This window comes from Moorella mulderi DSM 14980 (assembly GCF_001594015.1).
In the GTDB taxonomy this organism is placed as follows: Bacteria; Bacillota; DSM-521; order Neomoorellales; family Neomoorellaceae; genus Neomoorella; species Neomoorella mulderi.
The window spans coordinates 496,083-514,083 of the sequence record NZ_LTBC01000001.1; the positions used below are offsets into that span (position 1 = coordinate 496,083).

16 protein-coding genes, 1 pseudogene and 1 riboswitch are annotated in these 18,001 nt (G+C 53.4%); of the genes and pseudogenes, 15 read left to right on the top strand and 2 right to left on the bottom strand.

Going from position 1 to position 18,001, the window contains the following annotated elements:
• The first annotated feature begins 118 nt into the window (after nucleotides 1–118).
• The 4 genes from MOMUL_RS17600 (at nucleotide 119) to MOMUL_RS02650 (ending at nucleotide 3,747) form a co-directional block, all read left to right on the top strand.
• Complete coding sequence (locus MOMUL_RS17600) at nucleotides 119–1,105, top strand: 3D domain-containing protein (protein WP_084785411.1); 987 nt, start codon at nucleotides 119–121, stop codon at nucleotides 1,103–1,105.
• A 153-nt stretch (nucleotides 1,106–1,258) separates the two neighbouring features.
• Entirely contained in the window at nucleotides 1,259–2,260 is a 1,002-nt protein-coding gene (locus tag MOMUL_RS17605; RefSeq protein ID WP_062281097.1) for a resuscitation-promoting factor, read from the top strand.
• A 123-nt stretch (nucleotides 2,261–2,383) separates the two neighbouring features.
• Complete coding sequence (gene rsmA, locus MOMUL_RS02645; RefSeq protein WP_062281099.1) at nucleotides 2,384–3,265, top strand: 16S rRNA (adenine(1518)-N(6)/adenine(1519)-N(6))-dimethyltransferase RsmA; 882 nt, start codon at nucleotides 2,384–2,386, stop codon at nucleotides 3,263–3,265.
• Nucleotides 3,265–3,747 (top strand): ribonuclease H-like YkuK family protein, encoded by a 483-nt coding sequence (locus tag MOMUL_RS02650; protein WP_062281101.1) that lies wholly within the window; start codon nucleotides 3,265–3,267, stop codon nucleotides 3,745–3,747. The genes rsmA and MOMUL_RS02650 overlap by 1 nt, the downstream gene beginning before the upstream one ends.
• 136 nt (nucleotides 3,748–3,883) lie before the next feature.
• On the opposite strand, the gene MOMUL_RS02655 is transcribed toward MOMUL_RS02650, so the two are convergent.
• Nucleotides 3,884–4,723 (bottom strand): LysM peptidoglycan-binding domain-containing protein, encoded by an 840-nt coding sequence (locus MOMUL_RS02655; RefSeq protein ID WP_169802148.1) that lies wholly within the window; start codon nucleotides 4,721–4,723, stop codon nucleotides 3,884–3,886.
• Between the two features lie 181 nt (nucleotides 4,724–4,904).
• Here MOMUL_RS02655 and yabG point away from each other — a divergent pair, with 181 nt between their 5' ends.
• From yabG to MOMUL_RS02700, 11 genes and pseudogenes are all read left to right on the top strand, one after another.
• Nucleotides 4,905–5,816: a sporulation peptidase YabG gene (gene yabG, locus MOMUL_RS02660; RefSeq protein ID WP_062281108.1), complete on the top strand. Its 912-nt coding sequence runs from the start codon at nucleotides 4,905–4,907 to the stop codon at nucleotides 5,814–5,816.
• A gap of 144 nt (nucleotides 5,817–5,960) precedes the next feature.
• Nucleotides 5,961–6,236: a Veg family protein gene (locus tag MOMUL_RS02665; RefSeq protein ID WP_062281111.1), complete on the top strand. Its 276-nt coding sequence runs from the start codon at nucleotides 5,961–5,963 to the stop codon at nucleotides 6,234–6,236.
• Between the two features lie 104 nt (nucleotides 6,237–6,340).
• Nucleotides 6,341–6,738: pseudogene (locus MOMUL_RS17775) on the top strand (electron transfer flavoprotein subunit beta/FixA family protein); the annotation flags it as partial.
• A gap of 221 nt (nucleotides 6,739–6,959) precedes the next feature.
• Nucleotides 6,960–7,388: a ferritin-like domain-containing protein gene (locus MOMUL_RS02670; RefSeq protein ID WP_062281114.1), complete on the top strand. Its 429-nt coding sequence runs from the start codon at nucleotides 6,960–6,962 to the stop codon at nucleotides 7,386–7,388.
• A 420-nt stretch (nucleotides 7,389–7,808) separates the two neighbouring features.
• Nucleotides 7,809–7,896: riboswitch (cyclic di-GMP riboswitch) on the top strand.
• Between the two features lie 96 nt (nucleotides 7,897–7,992).
• Nucleotides 7,993–8,754 carry an HD domain-containing phosphohydrolase gene (locus MOMUL_RS15545; RefSeq protein WP_161484953.1) on the top strand — a complete coding sequence of 254 codons (762 nt, stop codon included), beginning with the start codon at nucleotides 7,993–7,995 and terminating at the stop codon, nucleotides 8,752–8,754.
• A 42-nt stretch (nucleotides 8,755–8,796) separates the two neighbouring features.
• On the top strand, nucleotides 8,797–10,056 hold the full coding sequence (locus tag MOMUL_RS02675) for an ATP-binding protein (RefSeq protein WP_062281117.1): 1,260 nt from the start codon (nucleotides 8,797–8,799) through the stop codon (nucleotides 10,054–10,056).
• A 26-nt stretch (nucleotides 10,057–10,082) separates the two neighbouring features.
• Nucleotides 10,083–10,412, top strand: coding sequence for an STAS domain-containing protein (locus MOMUL_RS02680; RefSeq protein WP_062281120.1), 330 nt, complete (start codon nucleotides 10,083–10,085; stop codon nucleotides 10,410–10,412).
• A complete protein-coding gene (locus MOMUL_RS02685; RefSeq protein WP_062281122.1) occupies nucleotides 10,413–11,150 on the top strand; it encodes a PP2C family protein-serine/threonine phosphatase in 738 nt (245 codons plus the stop codon). It abuts the gene before it with no gap.
• Nucleotides 11,131–11,451: an STAS domain-containing protein gene (locus tag MOMUL_RS02690; RefSeq protein ID WP_062281125.1), complete on the top strand. Its 321-nt coding sequence runs from the start codon at nucleotides 11,131–11,133 to the stop codon at nucleotides 11,449–11,451. The genes MOMUL_RS02685 and MOMUL_RS02690 overlap by 20 nt, the downstream gene beginning before the upstream one ends.
• 6 nt (nucleotides 11,452–11,457) lie before the next feature.
• On the top strand, nucleotides 11,458–13,227 hold the full coding sequence (locus tag MOMUL_RS02695; RefSeq protein ID WP_236712962.1) for a flagellar assembly protein A: 1,770 nt from the start codon (nucleotides 11,458–11,460) through the stop codon (nucleotides 13,225–13,227).
• A 162-nt stretch (nucleotides 13,228–13,389) separates the two neighbouring features.
• Complete coding sequence (locus tag MOMUL_RS02700; RefSeq protein WP_062281130.1) at nucleotides 13,390–14,334, top strand: 3-hydroxyacyl-CoA dehydrogenase family protein; 945 nt, start codon at nucleotides 13,390–13,392, stop codon at nucleotides 14,332–14,334.
• An 82-nt stretch (nucleotides 14,335–14,416) separates the two neighbouring features.
• Here MOMUL_RS02700 and nifJ read toward each other — a convergent pair whose 3' ends face one another.
• Nucleotides 14,417–17,935 carry a pyruvate:ferredoxin (flavodoxin) oxidoreductase gene (nifJ, locus tag MOMUL_RS02705; protein ID WP_062281133.1) on the bottom strand — a complete coding sequence of 1,173 codons (3,519 nt, stop codon included), beginning with the start codon at nucleotides 17,933–17,935 and terminating at the stop codon, nucleotides 14,417–14,419.
• Between the last annotated feature and the right edge of the window lie 66 nt (nucleotides 17,936–18,001).

Sequence of the window (18,001 nt, forward strand, 5' to 3'; positions counted from 1 at the left end):
GTATACCGCTTGAAATAGGTTATAATCCTCCTGCCTCCAGGGCAGGATTTTTTTACGGGTATAAAAGGCGAATATTCTGGCAAGGCTATTGCTGGCATAATATGGAAGGAGTGACGTTATGTTCAAGATGTTACCCCCTTCCGGCCAGCGGCCTGCCCCTGGCCGGAGAAAGTTATTGCTGGCGCTGGCTTGCCTGCTGCTGGGGCTCCAGTCCCTGCTTCTGGCAGGCTGGACCAGCAATCGCGTAGATATTTTCACCGATGGCAGCGCCAGGCAGGTAGCCACCGGCCAGTGGTACCTGGGCGACAGCCGGGGACCGACCGGTAGCCAGGTACGGATAGGCGACTGGGTTTTACCCCTGCCCGGTGCCTGGTTCTGGCCGGGCTTAAAACTGACCATGGCCGGCGTAGTACCGGTAGCGGCCGAGATTGCCGGCCAGCCTCTCTGGTCCCAGGTACCGCTACCGGTGGTAGCCGGAATCCTGGCCCAGGAGGGCATAACCCTGGGGCCTGAAGACAGGGTAGATAGCAACCTGGGCAGCAATGACCCTTACCAGTATATCCGGGTCATCAGGGTGGAAAATACCATTGAACTGCACCAGGAAGCAGTACCACCTCCCCTGGTGCGCCGGCCGGATCGGACTTTACAGCCGGGGAAGGAAAAGGTGGTCCAGGAAGGCCGGCCGGGAGTACGTTATTATAAATACCAGGTAAAGAAAGAGAATGGCGTCGAAGTCGAACGCCAGCTCCTGGACACCTGGATCGAAGTCCAGCCCCAGCCACGGATAGTGGCCTACGGTAGCCGTGCTTACCCGGCAGTTACGGCGGCCCGGGCGGGGGATACCCTGAAGGTGATAGCTACGGCCTATACCCATACCGGCAACCGGACGGCTACCGGCATCTGGCCCTACCGGGGAATAGTTGCCGTCGATCCCCGGGTCATCCCCCTGGGGACCAGGCTTTACGTAGAAGGCTACGGCTATGCCGTGGCCCAGGACACGGGTGGCCTGATTAAGGGCAACCGCATTGATATCTTTGTAGATAGTGAGGCCGAAGCCATCCAGTGGGGCCGGCGGCCGGTTACGGTGCGGATTCTCGGTTATTAGGCAAAAAATTCCAGGCGCGGGGGCAGGAAAATGTTGCCCCCGCGTCGAAGTATTTATAGAGATTCCTTCCGGGCGCAACCAGCGTCCGGAGGGAACCTCCCCTCCCATGGCAGTAAAAGCTGTATTAGATTTTAAATTAGCAAGAGGTGACCCATGGACGGATGGATTACGCACTGGCGCCAGAAGAATTCCCGGGGGCGCCGCCGGCCCTGGCTCTGGCTCCTGGTGGCGGTAGCAGTGCTTTTTACCGGCACCGGGTGGGGAGTAATGAACTTTGCCTGGAAGCAGGTAACCCTCCAGGTAGACGGGCGGGAGATCGTAGCCCGGACCTTTGCCCGCCAGGTAGGGCGATTTTTAAATGAGCAGCAAATTACCCTGGGGCCAGAGGATGTTGTTCTTCCTGCCCTGGATGCACCTGTGACTAAAGGTATGGTGGTGACGGTCAAAAGGGCCGTCCTGGTAAAGATAATTGCGGACGGGCAGGAAAAGGAAATTTTGACTCCTCCGGTGACTGTGGCCGAGGTTTTAAGCAGAGCGGGGGTGACTTTGCAGCCTGAAGACCGGGTTACCCCGGCTGTAACTGCCACCGTAAGGGCAGGGGACACAATTAAAGTTACCAGAGTCACCTACAAAATGGAAACGGTTAACAGCGAAATTAACTACCGGGTGGAGCGTCGACCCGACGGGGAGATAGAAAAAGGTATTACCCGCCTGGTACAGAGGGGGCAGAAGGGCCTCCAGGAAGAAACTTACCGGATCGTCTATGAAGACGGGCAGGAAGCAGGCCGCGAGCTGGTGGCAACTAAGGTAGTTAAAGAACCTGTACCTGAAATAATAGCTGTAGGAGCCCTGGATATGGCTTCCCGTGGGGGGCACACTTTCCGCTTTGAGCGGGCTTTCTGGGCCGTTGCTACGGCTTACACCCACACGGGCTCACGGACGGCGACGGGGGTTTATCCCCGGGTAGGTACCATTGCCGTAGACCCGGATGTAATTCCCCTGGGTACCAGGCTCTACGTCGAAGGCTATGGCTTTGGCATTGCCCAGGATGTGGGCAGTGCCATCAAGGGTAACCGCATTGACGTTTTCCTGGACACGGAGGCGGCTACGGCCCGCTGGGGCGTCCGCCGGGTGAAAGTCTATGTTTTACGCTAGAACCACCCTCCGCCGGGTGGTTTTTTGTTATATGCCACCCGGCCCGCCATTAGCGTTTTTCCATTTACATATATTTGTACCATGGCTGCAGATGTAGTATAATACCTCTATGGAGGGATTGGGGTGGATTCTGTAGCCACGCCAGGCAAAACCCTGGCGCTGGTCCGGGAAAAGGGGCTGGTACCCCGTAAATCCCGGGGCCAGAATTTTCTTGTGGATCTAAATATCGTGCGGAAAATTGTCAGGGCGGCCGGCCTTGGCCCTGATGATACTGTTGTCGAGATAGGCCCCGGCCTGGGGGCCCTTACCCAGGAGCTGGCGGAACAGGCGGGACTGGTAATAGCCATTGAGATCGATCGGGATTTAATATCTGCTTTAAAAGAAACTTTGAAGGATAAGGCCAATGTGCGCCTGGTTGCCGGCGATGCCTTAAAAGTTGATTTTGATGAGTTAGTCGCCGGATTTAAGGGAGATGGAGGAGGAAGGTTGCCCACTTATAAGCTGGTGGCCAACCTTCCTTATTATATAACCACCCCCATTCTGATGCATTTACTGACCGGTAAATTTCAGATTACGGAACTTGTTTTAATGGTCCAGGCCGAAGTGGGCTACCGGATGCTGGCCTTACCGGGGAGCAAGGATTATGGCTCTTTGAGTATAGTGGTCCAGTATTATACGATTCCGGCCGTTATCTTGAAGGTACCCCGCAACGTCTTTTACCCGCGGCCGGAGGTCGACTCCCTGGTAGTGAAGCTAACCCGCCGGGCTGAGCCGGCAGTACAGGCAGGGGATGAAGATTTCTTTTTCCGGGTAGTCCGGGCCGCCTTTAACCACCGGCGTAAGACCCTTTTAAACGCCCTGGGCAGCCTGGGACTGGAACGTCCCCTGTTACTAAAAGCTATGGCAGTTGCCGGAGTTGAACCCCGGAGAAGGGGAGAAACCTTGACTATTGAAGAGTTTGCTAACTTGAGCAAAGCGTTACAGCAACAAATGGAAAGAAGGTGATGCCGGTGTATTATATCAGTCCTACCAGGGGTCGCCTGACGGCTGAAGAAATGTTTGCCGACATGATGCAGTTTATCGAGGCCAATCCCGAGGCCCAGTACAAGATCATTATCGGCTCGGATTCCCAGGCCCGGGTCCGTACCTGCTTTGTCACGGCTGTCATAGTCCACCAGGTGGGCAGGGGAGCCCGCTACTACTACAGTAAAAGGTACCAGCGCAAGATTACTTCCTTACGCCAGAAGATCTTTTATGAAACGGCTTTGAGCCTGGAAACGGCCAGCTTTATCGCCCAGAAGCTGGCGGCCAACGGTCATGCTGACCTCAACCTGGAGATCCACCTGGACATCGGGCCCAACGGAAATACCAGGGAATTAATCCGGGAAATTGTCGGCATGGTGGTGGGCAGTGGTTTTGCCGCCAAGATCAAACCCTATTCCTGCGGGGCCTCCAAGGTAGCCGATAAGTACACCAAGAGCGGCTGAGGAAGAAAATACGTGGAGTAAGGTATAAAAAGTTAGATGGAGCCACGAGGGAGTTAAGGGTGCTTATGTAAAAGAGGTGGCCACCCCTGTACCAGGGTTGCCACCTCTTTTAGTAAGGCAGGCTGGTCACGTATTTTTAACGGGCAAAGACATGGTTGCCGATCTGGGTGATAATGGTCCGCGTCCAGACCCAGGAATACGGGGGAACTAAAGCCGGATTCCAGAAAAAGAGGGCTCCACCGCTGGGATCATAGCCCCGCAGGGCTTCGCGGGCCGCCTGGTAGGCAGTAGCATTGGGTGTGAGGTAAAACTGGCCGTCGTTTACCGAAGTGAAGGCGTCGGGGTCATAGATGACACCGGCAATGGTCCGGGGGAAGCGCCCGTCCCGGGTACGGTTAATGGCCACAGCGGCTACGGCTACCTGACCGGCATAGGGTTCACCCCGGGCTTCGCCATAGACCAGGTGGGCCAGCAGGTCCAGGTCGCTGGCACTATAATTAATGCTTGTCCCCCGGGAGGCCGCGGGCTGGTAGGAACCGGCCGGGATGCGTAAGACCTGTCCCGGGTAAATGACATCGCTGGTGAGATTATTGGCGGCCATGATTTGCTGGTAGGACAGGCCGTAGCGTTGTCCGATAAGGAAGAGGGTATCGCCGGGCTGGACGACGTAAGTACTGCCGCCCTGGTCAGGAACCCAGAGGGTCTGGCCAGGATAGATCCATGTACTGCTTAAGTTATTCGCTTGTTGGAGTTCCCAGGCGCTGGTCCCATAGCGCTGGCCGATGAGATAGAGGGTATCACCGGGCTGGACGGTGTAAGTGGCGGCGGCTGCTGTGCCGGCAAAGGCGGAGATGCCAATTAGCAGGAAAGAAGCCAGGCAAAATAGCCGCAGGCTGGCATAAATTACCCTAGAAATTGCCATCAACTCCTTCGATTTAACTTCTATCTCTAGGCCTGTCATCCAGCTTACTACCATTATACATTTAATTACCATGACCCGTCATTGATAAATAGTTACCAGGACCGGCGTATTATGGTAACTATACATAATATCCAAGCAGAATATGGTAAGTTGCTGCAGTGGGTACCGCCCTCACCTCTTTAAGCCCCAGGGCATAAAATAGAATGATACAGGGCTTACGGGGGAGGGAAGCAGGTTGAATAACATTAAGCCCGGAGATATCGTGGCGCGGAAAAAATACGGTAAAGACATCTTTTTCAAAGTAAAGTCACTTATTATAACTGATGCAGGAGAAACTACTGCCATTTTGCGGGGACTGGATGTCCGGCTGGTAGCTGATGCCCCCCTGGAGGACCTGGAGCTGCAACCGGCCGAGGAAGTGCTGCGTTACCGCCACAGCGATATTCAAAAACACAGCCTTTGTTTCCGGCGGATTTTGCAGCGCCGGGAAGCCGAGAGGGAGTTTTTTTTATTGCGGGGTGAACGGCCGGGCCCGGGGGAAAGGGAGCTGGAAAAACAGGAAGGTGCCCCTGGTGATGGTTTTTTTGAGGTACCGGGCCGGGTGCTGCATATCGACGGTGACGAGGAATACCTGGATAAGTGCCTCCATGCCTATGAGCAGCTAAAAATACCGGCCCAGGGCGTCTGCCTACCAGAAGAACAGCAGGCGGCTAAAGTGAAGGAGCTTTTAAAGGAATATACCCCCGATATTCTGGTCCTTACGGGTCATGATGGCCTGCTCAGGGAAAAAAATAATAATTTTATTGATCTGGATAGCTACCGGCACTCGAAGCACTTTGTAGCGGCAGTGAGGGCGGCCAGGACTTTAAGACCTACCCATGATGACCTGGTTATTTTTGCCGGGGCCTGCCAGTCCCATTATGAAGCTCTGCTTAAAGCCGGAGCCACCTTTGCCAGCTCACCCCGGCGGGTTTTAATTCATGCCTACGACCCGGTTTTTGTGGTGGAGCGGATTGCCTATAGTTCCATTGAAAAAACCCTGGGCCCCGCGGATATAATCAAAGATACCATCACCGGCAATGAAGGTATAGGTGGTATAGAGATTAAAGGTAAACTGCGCCTGGGTTATCCTATTTCTCCTTATTGAAAATATCTTAATAACAAAGGCGAAATTTATACCATTATTCCCCTTGACAATAAGCCGGCTCCTCTAGTAAAATAAACATTATAACTTGACACCACCCCCTTGCTGTTGTATAATAAAGTATAAGCGGAAAGAGGGTGGTCTTTTTTGGCAGGTAAAGAAGTACTGGCAACTATTAGAGAGGACCTGGAGTCCAGGGTAGGCCAAAAGGTAAGACTAAGAGCCAACCGCGGGCGGAAAAAGATCCTGGAGAGGACCGGTATACTGGAAAAGACTTACCCCAACATCTTTGTGATCCGACTGGAAGAGAGTAAAAGCCCGGAACGCCGGATATCCTTCAGCTATACCGATGTCCTTACCAATACAGTAGAATTAATGGTTGAGGGTGAGAGCGGTATTAAGAAACTGGGTGCCAAACATTAAAGAGCTATCAGTCCAAACCTGATAGCTTTTTTGTATCCGCAATAATTGCATATTTTGGTTTCCCCCACCCATACTAGCAGCAGGGGTGGGGTTTTTTGTCGCAGATGGTGGTCTGTGTCAAGCAGGTGCGGACACGGCTGAGGGCAGAATCGACCCCGGACCAATACCCTGGTCCGGGCCGGGGTACCGGCCATTATCAATCCTTTTGATGCCCATGCTTTAGAGGTTGCGTTCCGGCTGAAGGAAAAGTAAGGCGGCCGGGTTACGGCCCTCTCCATGGGGCCCCGTCCCAGTCCGCAGAGGTCCTGCGGCGGGCCCTGGGTATGGGGGACGACCGGGCCTTTGCTGGTTCCGATACCCTGGCCACCAGCTATATCCTGGCCCGGGCTATTGAAGTCATTAGCCGGGAAACACCGGTTGACCTGTCTTTTGCGGTAAGCAGGCCATTGACGGTGATACGGCTCAGGTAAGGCCTAGGATTGCTACCCGGTTGGGTTCACCCAGCTGACCTATTGTAGACGCCATAGACATGGAACAGCGGTACATCCAGGTCCAGCACAAGCTGCTTAATCAGAGCGGCGTGCTGCGGGCGGGGAGATAATTCCCGGCGAGCCCCGGGCAGCGGCGGCAACCCTGGTAGCCATGACTTACTTTATCTGTATGGGCACACTTACCAGGAAAACTAATATTATGTAGTATAAGCATACTCTTGGAGGTGGCCCTATGACCCTCGAGCAAGTAATCAAGCTCCTCAACCTGGACCTGTCCTGGGAATACGCCGCCATGATCCAGTACATCCAGCACGCCAGCATGCTTACCGGACCCCAGTATTTTGCCATTATCAATGAAGAACTCCAGCATGCCCAGGATGAGCACGATCATGCCGTAAAGCTAAGTGACAAGATCCAGTACCTGGGTGGCATCCCTACCGTCCAAGTGCAGGAAATCAAGACTTCCCTCAATAACGTGGAAATGTTGCGCCAGGACCTGGAAGCCGAGTATGAGGCCCTGAACCGGTACCTGCAACGTATTGAGCAACTGGAAGCCTTGAAATTGTACGACGTCGCCCAGGTCATCAGGGAAATAGCCCTGGTGGAGCAGGGACACATTATCGACCTGGAAAAGTCCCTGGGCATCCAGAAGGTACGATAACTGGCAATTTGCGGCAGGCGTAAATTGACATTACTTTTACCTAAGAGAAGGAATTTGTTGAGCGAGGTCGAATATAAAAATATTATAGCAACTGATTGGAGGATAATTCCTGTGCTGGCAAAAGGCATAACAGAAATTGACATAAAAAACAAAAATAGCCAATGGGGGGGGGGGAGGTATACGCCTTAATTGTAAATTTTTGGAAAGAAATTCCCCCTCGATTAGCCTCCTTAAAGTTGCTGCGAATAACATTCCGCCCAACCCATCCTGTGCTACCTTTCATAACACCTCCGGGAACCAGAATTTCCTTGTAATATTCGGGGAAAAATGTCCAATGGCCACTGGACTGCCGTCACCATTCCTTCTACTCCGCCCCCAGAGTTCCCTAAGAGATATCTTTCTCTTAAGTAAATAAATTAAAGTGTTTAAGGGCAAACCACTCGAAAGGGTGGGACGCAAAGCCATGGGTCTGTAGCCACTTTACTGGTATGACTGCCAGGCTGCCACTTTTAACATTCAATTTTACTTTATTTTAAGGGGCAGCCATTTGATGAAGCATGGCTGCCTTTCTTATTTCTGGAGGCAAAGAAGCGAGGCGGGTTCAGTGCAAGGGGATACGGTAGGTAAAATTTTACTAGAGATCAAGCAATTCTGGCCGGCACTTTATTTTCACTCAATTGCGGTTGCCAATATTGCCTGCCGGATGGCATTTGACCTGGGAATAGATGCCTCCCATTACCAGGACCTATTAATTGGGGCCCTCTTGCATGATGCCGGGAAAATGCAGGTACGCCGGGAAATATTGACGAAACCGGGGCCACTGACAGAGGCGGAATGGAGGCAGATAAAAAAGCATACCGACTATGGAGCGGACTGGGTGGAGCAAAGGGGAGGGAACGATGAGGTGGTAGCAGTTATTCGCTACCATCATGAATGGTGGAATGGAAACGGTTATGCCGGCCTTAAATATGAACAGATTCCCTTGCTGGCCAGAATAGTAACAATCGCCGATGCCTTAGATGCTATGACGGCGTCGCGACCCTACCGTAAGACGATTGCAATTAGTGAAGCCTTGCTGGAAGTACATACCGGGAAAGGTTTACAATTTGACCCCAACATCATAACTAGCTTAAGTCAAAAGGCCACCTACGAACCGGCAACCTACCAAGATCCCCGCACCCTTGCCAGGCAAATCCAGGTAGAAAAAGAATGGCTCGCGAGGTTAATTAAGATTTACGGCGATCTTGCCCATCCTTTAGTAATTGCCCAAAGTCACTGGTTGGATAAGTTGATAGTAACTATTTATAAGTTACAGGAAGGGAAAAGAGGGAAAAACCTCTCTTTATGGGAGAAAGAGAATCATTAAAACTGGCTTAAAGAGCCAGAGCAGTAGAGGGGGGGTTCAGGTATGCAAGAGTGTAGCCAGTGTGCCCGCAAGACCCCAGATCGTTCCTGTGTCGACTGCGATTATTTCATGAGTCCCGGCCCTTTGCGCCGGAAGCCGCCGGTGCCCATAGGCATTAGCCTGGTTGCCGCCGATGGGAAACGTTATGCCGGCCGCATTCTCGTATTGAATACCATGGAACTGGGCCTGGAAACACGAGCTCCCGTTCCCGGTCAATACCGGATTTATTTAAAGCAGCATCTTAGCCTGGATGTAGCAGGGGTACCGACCAAGGGCAAGGGTAACATCCACCTCTTTGATATCATAGCCGTTTACCGGGGCGAGGAAACAGCCAGCCGCCTGGGTAATGAAGAATACCGTTTACTGACGGGTAGTACTGGGGACTTCATTGAGCAAGTATCCCAATTAGTCCCCGCCCATTTACAGGACCTGGTTAAAGAACGACTACTGGCCGAATTAGAAAGCTCGGAGATTTTCAATGCCATGCGGTTGGGCAAGGTAATGCGTTACGAAAAGGGGCGTTTTCGCCATCTGACAGGACAGGCTGACCTGGAACTGCCCCTGCCGGCAATAGAAAATTTAATGCGCCAGGCAATACACCGGGGAACCCACTGCCGGGAAGTGATAGTAAGTGATGACGGTAAAAGGATTTTTGACCTGCACGGTATACCCCTTGACTCCCGGTCAGGGGGCCTGCTGGCCTTTGATCTAACCGAAATTATTGAAAAGGAAAGGCAGATGCGCCGCCAGGAGATGGAGGCCTACCGGGAAGCCGTGGCTGCCGTCACCAATGGGCGCCTGCAGCTTTTGACTTCAGAAGAAATGGTAGCTGTATTATCCCAGGGGAAGGAACTGGCAAGGGGAGTAGTTAACAAGGCTGCTGACATAGCTTTGGCTCGCAACAAGTTATGCAGCTTGCTACCTGCGGTTTTTAGCGCCCGCGCGTACGGCATGGCCTTATCTTTAACTGAGGCTTTGACCAATACCTTAAAACATGCTACGGGTGGTGAATGGGTGGTCCGGCAGACGGATGAGGCCATCCGGGTAATTATTCAAGACCAGGGCCAGGGAATTAAGATTAAAGATTTACCCAAAGCGGCTTTAATGCGACATTACTCCACCCAAAATTCTCTTGGTTGCGGGTTTACTTTAATGCTTTATTATGCTGATAAAGTTTATCTAACTACCGGTTCCAGGGGAACCACCCTGGTCCTGGATTTCCATCAATCAGCAAGTGAAGAAATCTGTTCTCCAGCTTCTTAAGTAAAGAAAAGGGGAGGAGCGATATTATGCTGGCAATCTCTATAACCAAGGGCGATTATGGGCGCTGTTTAAACCTTAAAGGGGAGTTAGACATGGAAACCCTGGCTACGCTGGAGCAAGCAGCAGAAGTACAGGAAGGGGAGAGGCAATTGAAAATAAACCTGGCAGGGGTATCCTTTATAGATTCTACAGGTCTCAGGGGTTTATTAGAAATACAGCGCCGGTGGTCAATGAAGGGAGGTGAGGTACGGGTTATTAACCCCTGTCCGGAGATTGCCGAAGTTTTCCGGCTCGTAGGTATGGAAGAACTTTTAGATTATAGTGACCAGAGCAAGGTAACTGGGGGTGAATATTAAATGTCCCTGGATACCGGTGGCAATGGGAAACAAATAATACATGCCGGTATACAGGGTGCCGGGTGTAGTATTCCTGCAGATCTGGAAGGCGGCGACTTTTTTGATTTTATTCCCCTCGGGGAAGATCAACTTATTGTTGCTATCGGAGATGTAATGGGTAAAGGTATGCGTGCCGCCGGGCAAATGAAGGAGCTTTGTACAATCTTACATGCCTGTACCAGGAAAGACCTGTCCCTATTAGAAATCATTAATCAGCTGGCTGCAATCGGAGGAAAGCAGCTGCACCGCGCCGGTTCCTTTGCCACCCTGTGCCTTATTTCTTATGAACGGCAGCATAATTGTTTAACCTGCCTTAGCGCCGGACACCCGTCTCCGGTAATATTTTCAGGCCGTAATATCCACGTACCCCGGGTAAGGGGGGTGGCCCTGGGTTTCCTGGAAGAATACCAGGGTACTCGACCGGAACAAGTTGTCCTCTCTTGCGGCGACGTAGTTATCTTGTATACCGATGGCCTGGTAGAAGCCCGCGATGCCAACGGTCAAAATTATGGTTTAAATCGCCTCAAAGAGATAGTTGCCGCCAATACCTGCCTGGACGCAGTTGAACTCCAGGAGGTTATCTTAAATGACTTATTTACCTTTACCGGCTGCAGGCAGCAAAGGGATGATGTAACCCTGGTAATACTTAAGAAAGAGCTGGAAAAAGGGGGGGAGTGTCATGGAAATCAGGGTGAATAAAGAAAAGGAAAAGGCCACCCTGCTGGTAGCGGGGGAATTGGACTACAGCAATGTTGCTCAGTTGCAGCAAGAGATTGAAAGGCAGGAGGCCCCCGTGGTGGAGGTAGTTCTTAAGGACCTGCAGTTCATGGATTCCTCCGGTGCCGGGATGCTTCTCAGCCAGGCCAGGTTGTTGAACCGGCAGAACCGCGTTTTAAAAATTACCCATATCCCCGCAAATATTCGCCATGACCTGGAAATAATCGGCTTTTTCCGCGTCTTAGAAACCCTTAAAGGCGCCCCTCAAAGTGGAGGGGAGTGATTGCATGTGGAATCTTTAAAGGCCGGAGCCCTTGAACAGCCCGGGGAAAATGGCGTGGCACCCAGGGCGGCCGTAATAAACGGGCAGCTGGTAATAAAACACCCGCCCGGAGGCCCTTATCCGGTGATAGTGCCCTGCCCGGGGTTGCGCCTGGTAGTAAACGGGGAAGAACGAAGCGAACCGACGCCTGTAAATGAGAAGGACAGGGTGGAAATAATCGTTCAGGATGAAAGGCGGGAAGGATACTGGCAGGTAAAGGTTACTGCGGATAAACAGGAGGCACTTTTACAGGTAAAACCTTGGGTATTAGTCCGGCGGCAAGTGCGGGACCTGCCACCGGCGCGGGTTTTATACCTGGAGGTCCTGGAGCACGAAGATTTCTATAAACCTTTTACCCTGGAAGATTTAACCCGGGAGATAGAGCGCCAGGGTATCCAGTATGGTATCGACTGGCAGGCCTGTGCCCGGGGACTTGAAGCCTCGACCGAGGGTACCTTAATTATTGCCCGGGGGCAACCACCCGTACCAGGTAAAGACGCCTCGGTAGAATTATTCTTTACTACCCAGCAAAAGGTCCCAGTAGCAGTCGGAGAAGAAGACACGGTGAACTTCCGGGAAAGATTTCGTTTCACCGCGGTTGAGGCCGGAATGGTCCTGGCCAGGAAACACCCGGCTGAAGTTGGGCAGCCGGGGAAGGCGGTAACGGGGGAAATAATCGTGCCCCCCGAGCCTAGGGATATTGAAATGACAGCCGGTTCCGGCGCTGTTTTAAGCAATGATGGTTTGGAGGTCATTGCTACCATAGCCGGCCGCCCCGTGGCAAGGGGGTTTAAAGGGCGGGTTGTTATCAGTGTGGTCCCCGCCCTTATGCACCCTGGTAATGTTGATATTACCTCGGGAAACATTTCTTTCACCGGTGATGTAATGATTGCCGGCCAGGTTGAAGAAGGGATGAGTGTTGAGGCTGGCGGTAATATTTATATAGAGGGCGCTGTATCCAGGGCCATGGTCCGGGCCGGGGGCTTAATTGAGGTACGCGGCAACGTTTTTTCTTCCCTGCTGGCCGCCGGTAGTACGGGGGCTTTGCAGCAGAAATGCGGCGCGATACTTGCCAGGGTTGCTGCCATCCTGGAGCAATTTGTAGCCGCTGCTACCCAGCTTATCCATCATCCTTCCTTTAAAAAGGATGACCTTAAAGGTGGTATTGGTCCCCTGGTATTATTGCTTTTAGAGAAGAAATTTCGCGAGCTTCCTGCGGCTGTAGAATTACTAAAAAAGGAAGCCCACAGCCTTCCTGCTATATCAATGAACAGTTCGACGGCATTGATAAATGATCTGGAACGCCTGGTAAGGACACCATTGGCCATTAATAGTTTAGAACAACTGGAATCAATGTTGAAAGAAATTATAACCTGGAGGGATGAGGTTAATACACCGCCTCAAGGTGCGTCCGACATTATAATTCACTACGCCATTAACTCAACCGTTATAGCCACCGGTAACATTAAAGTACTAGGTGATGGCTGTTATCATTCCAGATTGCAGGCCGGGAAAGCGGTAGCTGTACATGGTGTGTTCCGCGGTGGGGAGATCCAGGCCCAGGGTGACGTTTATATTAAGGAACTGGGCTCCCGTACCGGTACGAGCACCAGGGTCGAAACCCAGGCTGGGGCTACTGTGACCATAGATCATGCTTTTGAGAATACTTCCATCCCGTATAGGTTCCCGCCAGTATTCTTTTGTTCAGGAAGAATGGGGAGTGCGGCTATGGCTTGACCGGGAAGGAAACCTGGCCAGGCGTAGTATTCCAGCCCCATAGCAGCAAAGCCGGATACCCCCCTGAAGGGGGGCTTTTTACTTCCAGGAGGAAATCAAGGGTGGAGGAAGAATTATTAAGGGGTTTTCGCGATAACTAGACTGGGGTAAAGAAGGGATATCATGCAACTGGAAGACATCAAGGGAATAGCCGTTTTAGGCACCGGCACCATGGGCCATGGTATTGCTTTATTATGCGCCCTGGCAGGATATCAAGTGCGACTTTTTGGCCGTAGTGAGGATAGCCTGGAGCGTGGCTTCAGCCAGATACGCTCCGGCCTGGAGTTGCTGGCAAGGAACGGTCTTGTAGATGACTTTCGCATTGAAGGGGTAATGGAAAACATTAAAGGGGTTACGACCCTTGCAGAGGCCGCTGCAGGGGCCGATTTTGTCATTGAAGCCGTGGTTGAGAATCTGGCCGTAAAGCAGGGGCTATTTCAAGAACTCGATGCCCTGGCCCCGCCCCACGCCATCCTGGCTTCAACCACATCCGGCCTGGACCCCACAGAGCTGGCGGCATTAACCAGGCGGCCGGAAAGGGTTATTGTTACCCACTTCTGGAATCCACCCCATTTGCTGCCACTGGTAGAGATAGTACGGGGTGAAAAAACGGCTGCGGCCACTGTGGACCTGGCTAGGGCCCTGGTAATCAGGCTGGGCAGGAAGCCCATTGAAGTCAAAAAGGCCGTGCCCGGATTTGTGGGCAACCGCCTGCAGTTCGCCCTCCTGCGCGAGGCCCTGTACATCGTCGAACAGGGCTGGGCTACGGCAGAGGATGTGGATGCGGCCGTTAAATACAGTTTTGGCCGGCGCCTGGCAGTTACCGGTCCCCTGGAAAGCGCCGACCTGGGGGGATTGGATGTGTTTTATAACATCCAGTCTTACCTCAACCAGGACCTCTGCCACGAAAGAGGGCCGTTACAACTTCTCAAGGAAAAAGTAGAGCGGGGAGAACTGGGGATAAAGACCGGCCGCGGCTTTTACGACTGGCAGGATGAACGTGTCCTGTCCATTAAAAAAGCCCGGGAAGAAGACCTGATTAAGCGGCTGCAGGAAGATAAGTTTTGAGAAGACGGTTGCTCATGTTTAGTTGATAGTTAAAAAGGCCAGGAGTTTCAACTCCCGGCCTTTGGTTTACAGGCTAGAGGGCCTATCCTTCCGCCAGCTTCTTGTAGTACTCCAGCCGCGCCTTGGCGTCGGCTTCGGCCTTGGCGAAGAGTTCTTCGGCCTTTTCCGGGAACTGCTGCTGCAGGGAGGTGTAACGAATCTCGCCCCGCAGGAAGTCCCGGAAGCTGGCTTTAGGAGCCTTGTAATCAAGGATGAAGGGGTTCTTACCTTCTTTGATCAGGTCAGGGTTGTAGCGGTACAGGGGCCAGTAACCGGCTTCCACCGCTTTTTTGGCTTCCAGCTGGCTGTGGCTCATGTCGATCCCGTGGTTAATGCAGGGCGCATAGGCGATAATCAGGGAAGTGCCCTCGTATTTTTCCGCTTCCACTAGAGCCTTGATCAGCTGGGTATGGCTGGCTCCCATGGCTACGGAAGCCACATAGACATAGCCGTAAGACATGGCCATGAGACCCAGGTCCTTCTTCTTGGTGTATTTACCGCCGGCAGCGAACCTGGCCACGGCACCGGTCTGGGTGGCCTTGGAAGACTGGCCGCCGGTGTTGGAGTAGACCTCGGTATCCAGGACCAGGATGTTGACATTGGCGCCGCTGGCCAGGACGTGGTCCAGGCCGCCGTAACCGATGTCGTAGGCCCAGCCGTCACCGCCGATGATCCAGATGGATTTTTTCGTCAGGTAATCCTTCTGCCTGTCAATGGCCAGGAGCAGTTCCTTAACCTCGCCCTCGGCCCGCTTGATCTCATCCGGCAGGAGGGCTTTAATTTGATCGCCAAACTCCCGGGAGCGGTCGGCGTCTTCCTTGCCGGCCAGCCAGGCCTCACAGGCGGCCTTGAAGGCTTGGCTGACAGGTGCGGCCAGGACCCTGTTAATGGCGTCGGTTAGCTCTTCCCGGCGTTTTTCCACAGCCAGGCTGATACCGTAGCCGAACTCGGCGTTGTCCTCGAAAAGGGAACTCGCCCAGGCCGGACCATGGCCCTGGCGGTTGACGGTGTAGGGGCAGGTCGGCGCGCTGCCGCCCCAGATGGAGGAACAGCCGGTGGCATTGGCAATAATCATCCGGTCGCCAAAGAGCTGGGTGACGAGTTTAACATAAGGCGTTTCGCCGCAGCCGGCGCAGGCACCGGAGAACTCCAGCAAAGGCTGGCGGAACTGGCTGCCCTTGACGGTGGCCGGGTTGAAGTCAACCTTCACTTCCGGCAGCTGCTCGGCAAATTTATAGTTTTCGTTTTCCACGGCTACCACTTCATCCAGGGGCACCATGGTCAGGGCCTTGACTTTGGCCGGGCAGACATCGGCGCAGTTGCCACAGCCGGTGCAGTCCAGGGGTGACACTTGGATGCGGAACTTCAGGCCGGCAGCCTCTTTGCCAATGGCGTCCCTCGTAACAAAGGTCGCTGGGGCACCGGCCAGATCCTCGGGCCTGGCCAGGTAAGGCCGGATGGCGGCATGGGGGCAGACCAGGGAGCACTGGTTGCACTGGATGCAGTTTTCGGGCTGCCACTGGGGAATATTAACGGCAATACCTCGTTTTTCGTATTTGGTGGTCCCGGTGGGGAAGACCCCGTCGGGGGTAAAGGTGCTAACCGGCAGCTGGTCGCCCTTCAAAGCCATAATGGGTCGTACGACTTTGCGGATGAATTCCGGCTCGTGCTCGGGAGCCGTGGCTGCGGCCTCGTCCAGGGCTTCGGCCCAGGTGTCCGGGTATTTAATTTCTTCCAGGCCTTCCAGGGCCCGGTCTACGGCGGCCAGGTTCATGTTAACGATTTGATCGCCTTTCTTACCGTAGGTCTTGACGATAGAGTCTTTAATATACTTCATGGCGTCATCTACCGGGATGACATTGGCAATCTTAAAGAAGGCGACCTGCATGATGACGTTGATGCGCCCGCCAAGGCCGACTTCCTGGGCGACTTTAACCGCATCGATATTAAAGAAACGCAGTTTCTTGCCGGCAATAGTCCGCTTCATGGCAGCCGGCAGCCGGCTTTCCATTTCCCCGGCGCTCCAGGGAGAGTTCAGGAGGAAGATCCCGCCCGGTTTAATACCTTCCAGCAGGTCATAACGGGTGACATAGGAAGGATTATGGCAGGCGATGAGATCCGCCTGGTCGATTAAATAGCATGATTTAATGGGCTGGGGCCCGAAGCGCAGGTGGGAGATGGTGACACCACCCGATTTTTTGGCGTCATATTCAAAGTAACCCTGAGCATAAAGTTCGGTATGATCGCTAATAATCTTAATGGAGTTTTTGTTGGCGCCTACGGTACCGTCGGAACCCAGGCCAAAGAACTTGCAGCGGAAAGTCCCTTTGGGTGCCGTATCGATATATTCTTTGATTTCCAGGGAAGTATTGGTGACATCATCGATAATACCCACGGTGAAATGGTTCCTGGGCGTGTCCGCCGCCAGGTTGTCAAAGACGGCCTTCACCATGGACGGGGAAAATTCCTTGGAGCCGAGACCGTAGCGGCCGCCAACGACAAGGATATCCTTGCCATTTTCCGCCAGGACCGCCCGGACATCCTCGTAGAGGGGTTCGCCGGCGGCACCGGGCTCTTTGGTACGGTCTAGGACGGCAATCCGTTGCACGGAAGCCGGTAAAACCTTAAGGAAGTGCTCGGCCGAGAAGGGCCGGTAGAGGCGGACCTTGATGAGGCCGACCTTTTCGCCCTTGTCCACCAGGTAATTGACAGTTTCTTCGATGACCTCGCAGGACGACCCCATGGAAACAATGACCCGTTCCGCATCCGGGGCGCCGGCATAATCAAAGAGGTGATAATAACGACCGGTGAGGGCGCCGACCTGCTCCATCACCTGGGCGACAATGCCCGGCGTGGCCAGGTAATAGGGGTTGGCCGCTTCCCTTTGCTGGAAGTAGATATCCGGATTCTGGGCCGTACCCCGCTGGTGGGGATGCTCCGGATTTAAGGCCCGGGCGCGGAAAGCGCGAATGGCCTCCCAATCCACCAGCTTGGCCATATCTTCATATTCAATGACGTCGATCTTCTGGATCTCGTGGGAAGTCCGGAAACCATCAAAGAAATGGACAAAAGGCACTCTCGCCTTCAGGGTGGCCAGGTGGGCTACCAGGCCCAGGTCCATGACTTCCTGTACCGAGGCAGAAGCCAGCATGGCAAAGCCTGTCTGCCGGGCGGCCATGACATCAGCATGGTCGCCGAAAATGGACAGGGCATGGGTGGAGAGGGCCCGTGCAGCTACGTGGAAAACAGTGGGCAAAAGTTCACCGGCAATCTTGTACATATTGGGGATCATCAACAGTAAACCCTGGGAGGCAGTAAAGGTGGTCGTAAGGGCACCACCGACCAGGGAACCGTGGACAGCCCCGGCGGCACCAGCCTCCGACTGCATTTCGATAACCTTCAGCGTCTTACCGAAAATGTTCTTGCGGCCGTAGGCGGCCCATTCATCAGCAATTTCGGCCATGGGCGAGGATGGCGTGATGGGGTAAATGGTAGCCACCTCAGACATGGCATAAGCCACATGGGCAGCTGCAGTGTTACCATCAAATGGTTGCTTGGGCATAATGGACATTCTCCTTCACCAAAAAATTTAAGCCATACCCCTGGTCCCTATATTGATTCCATATAT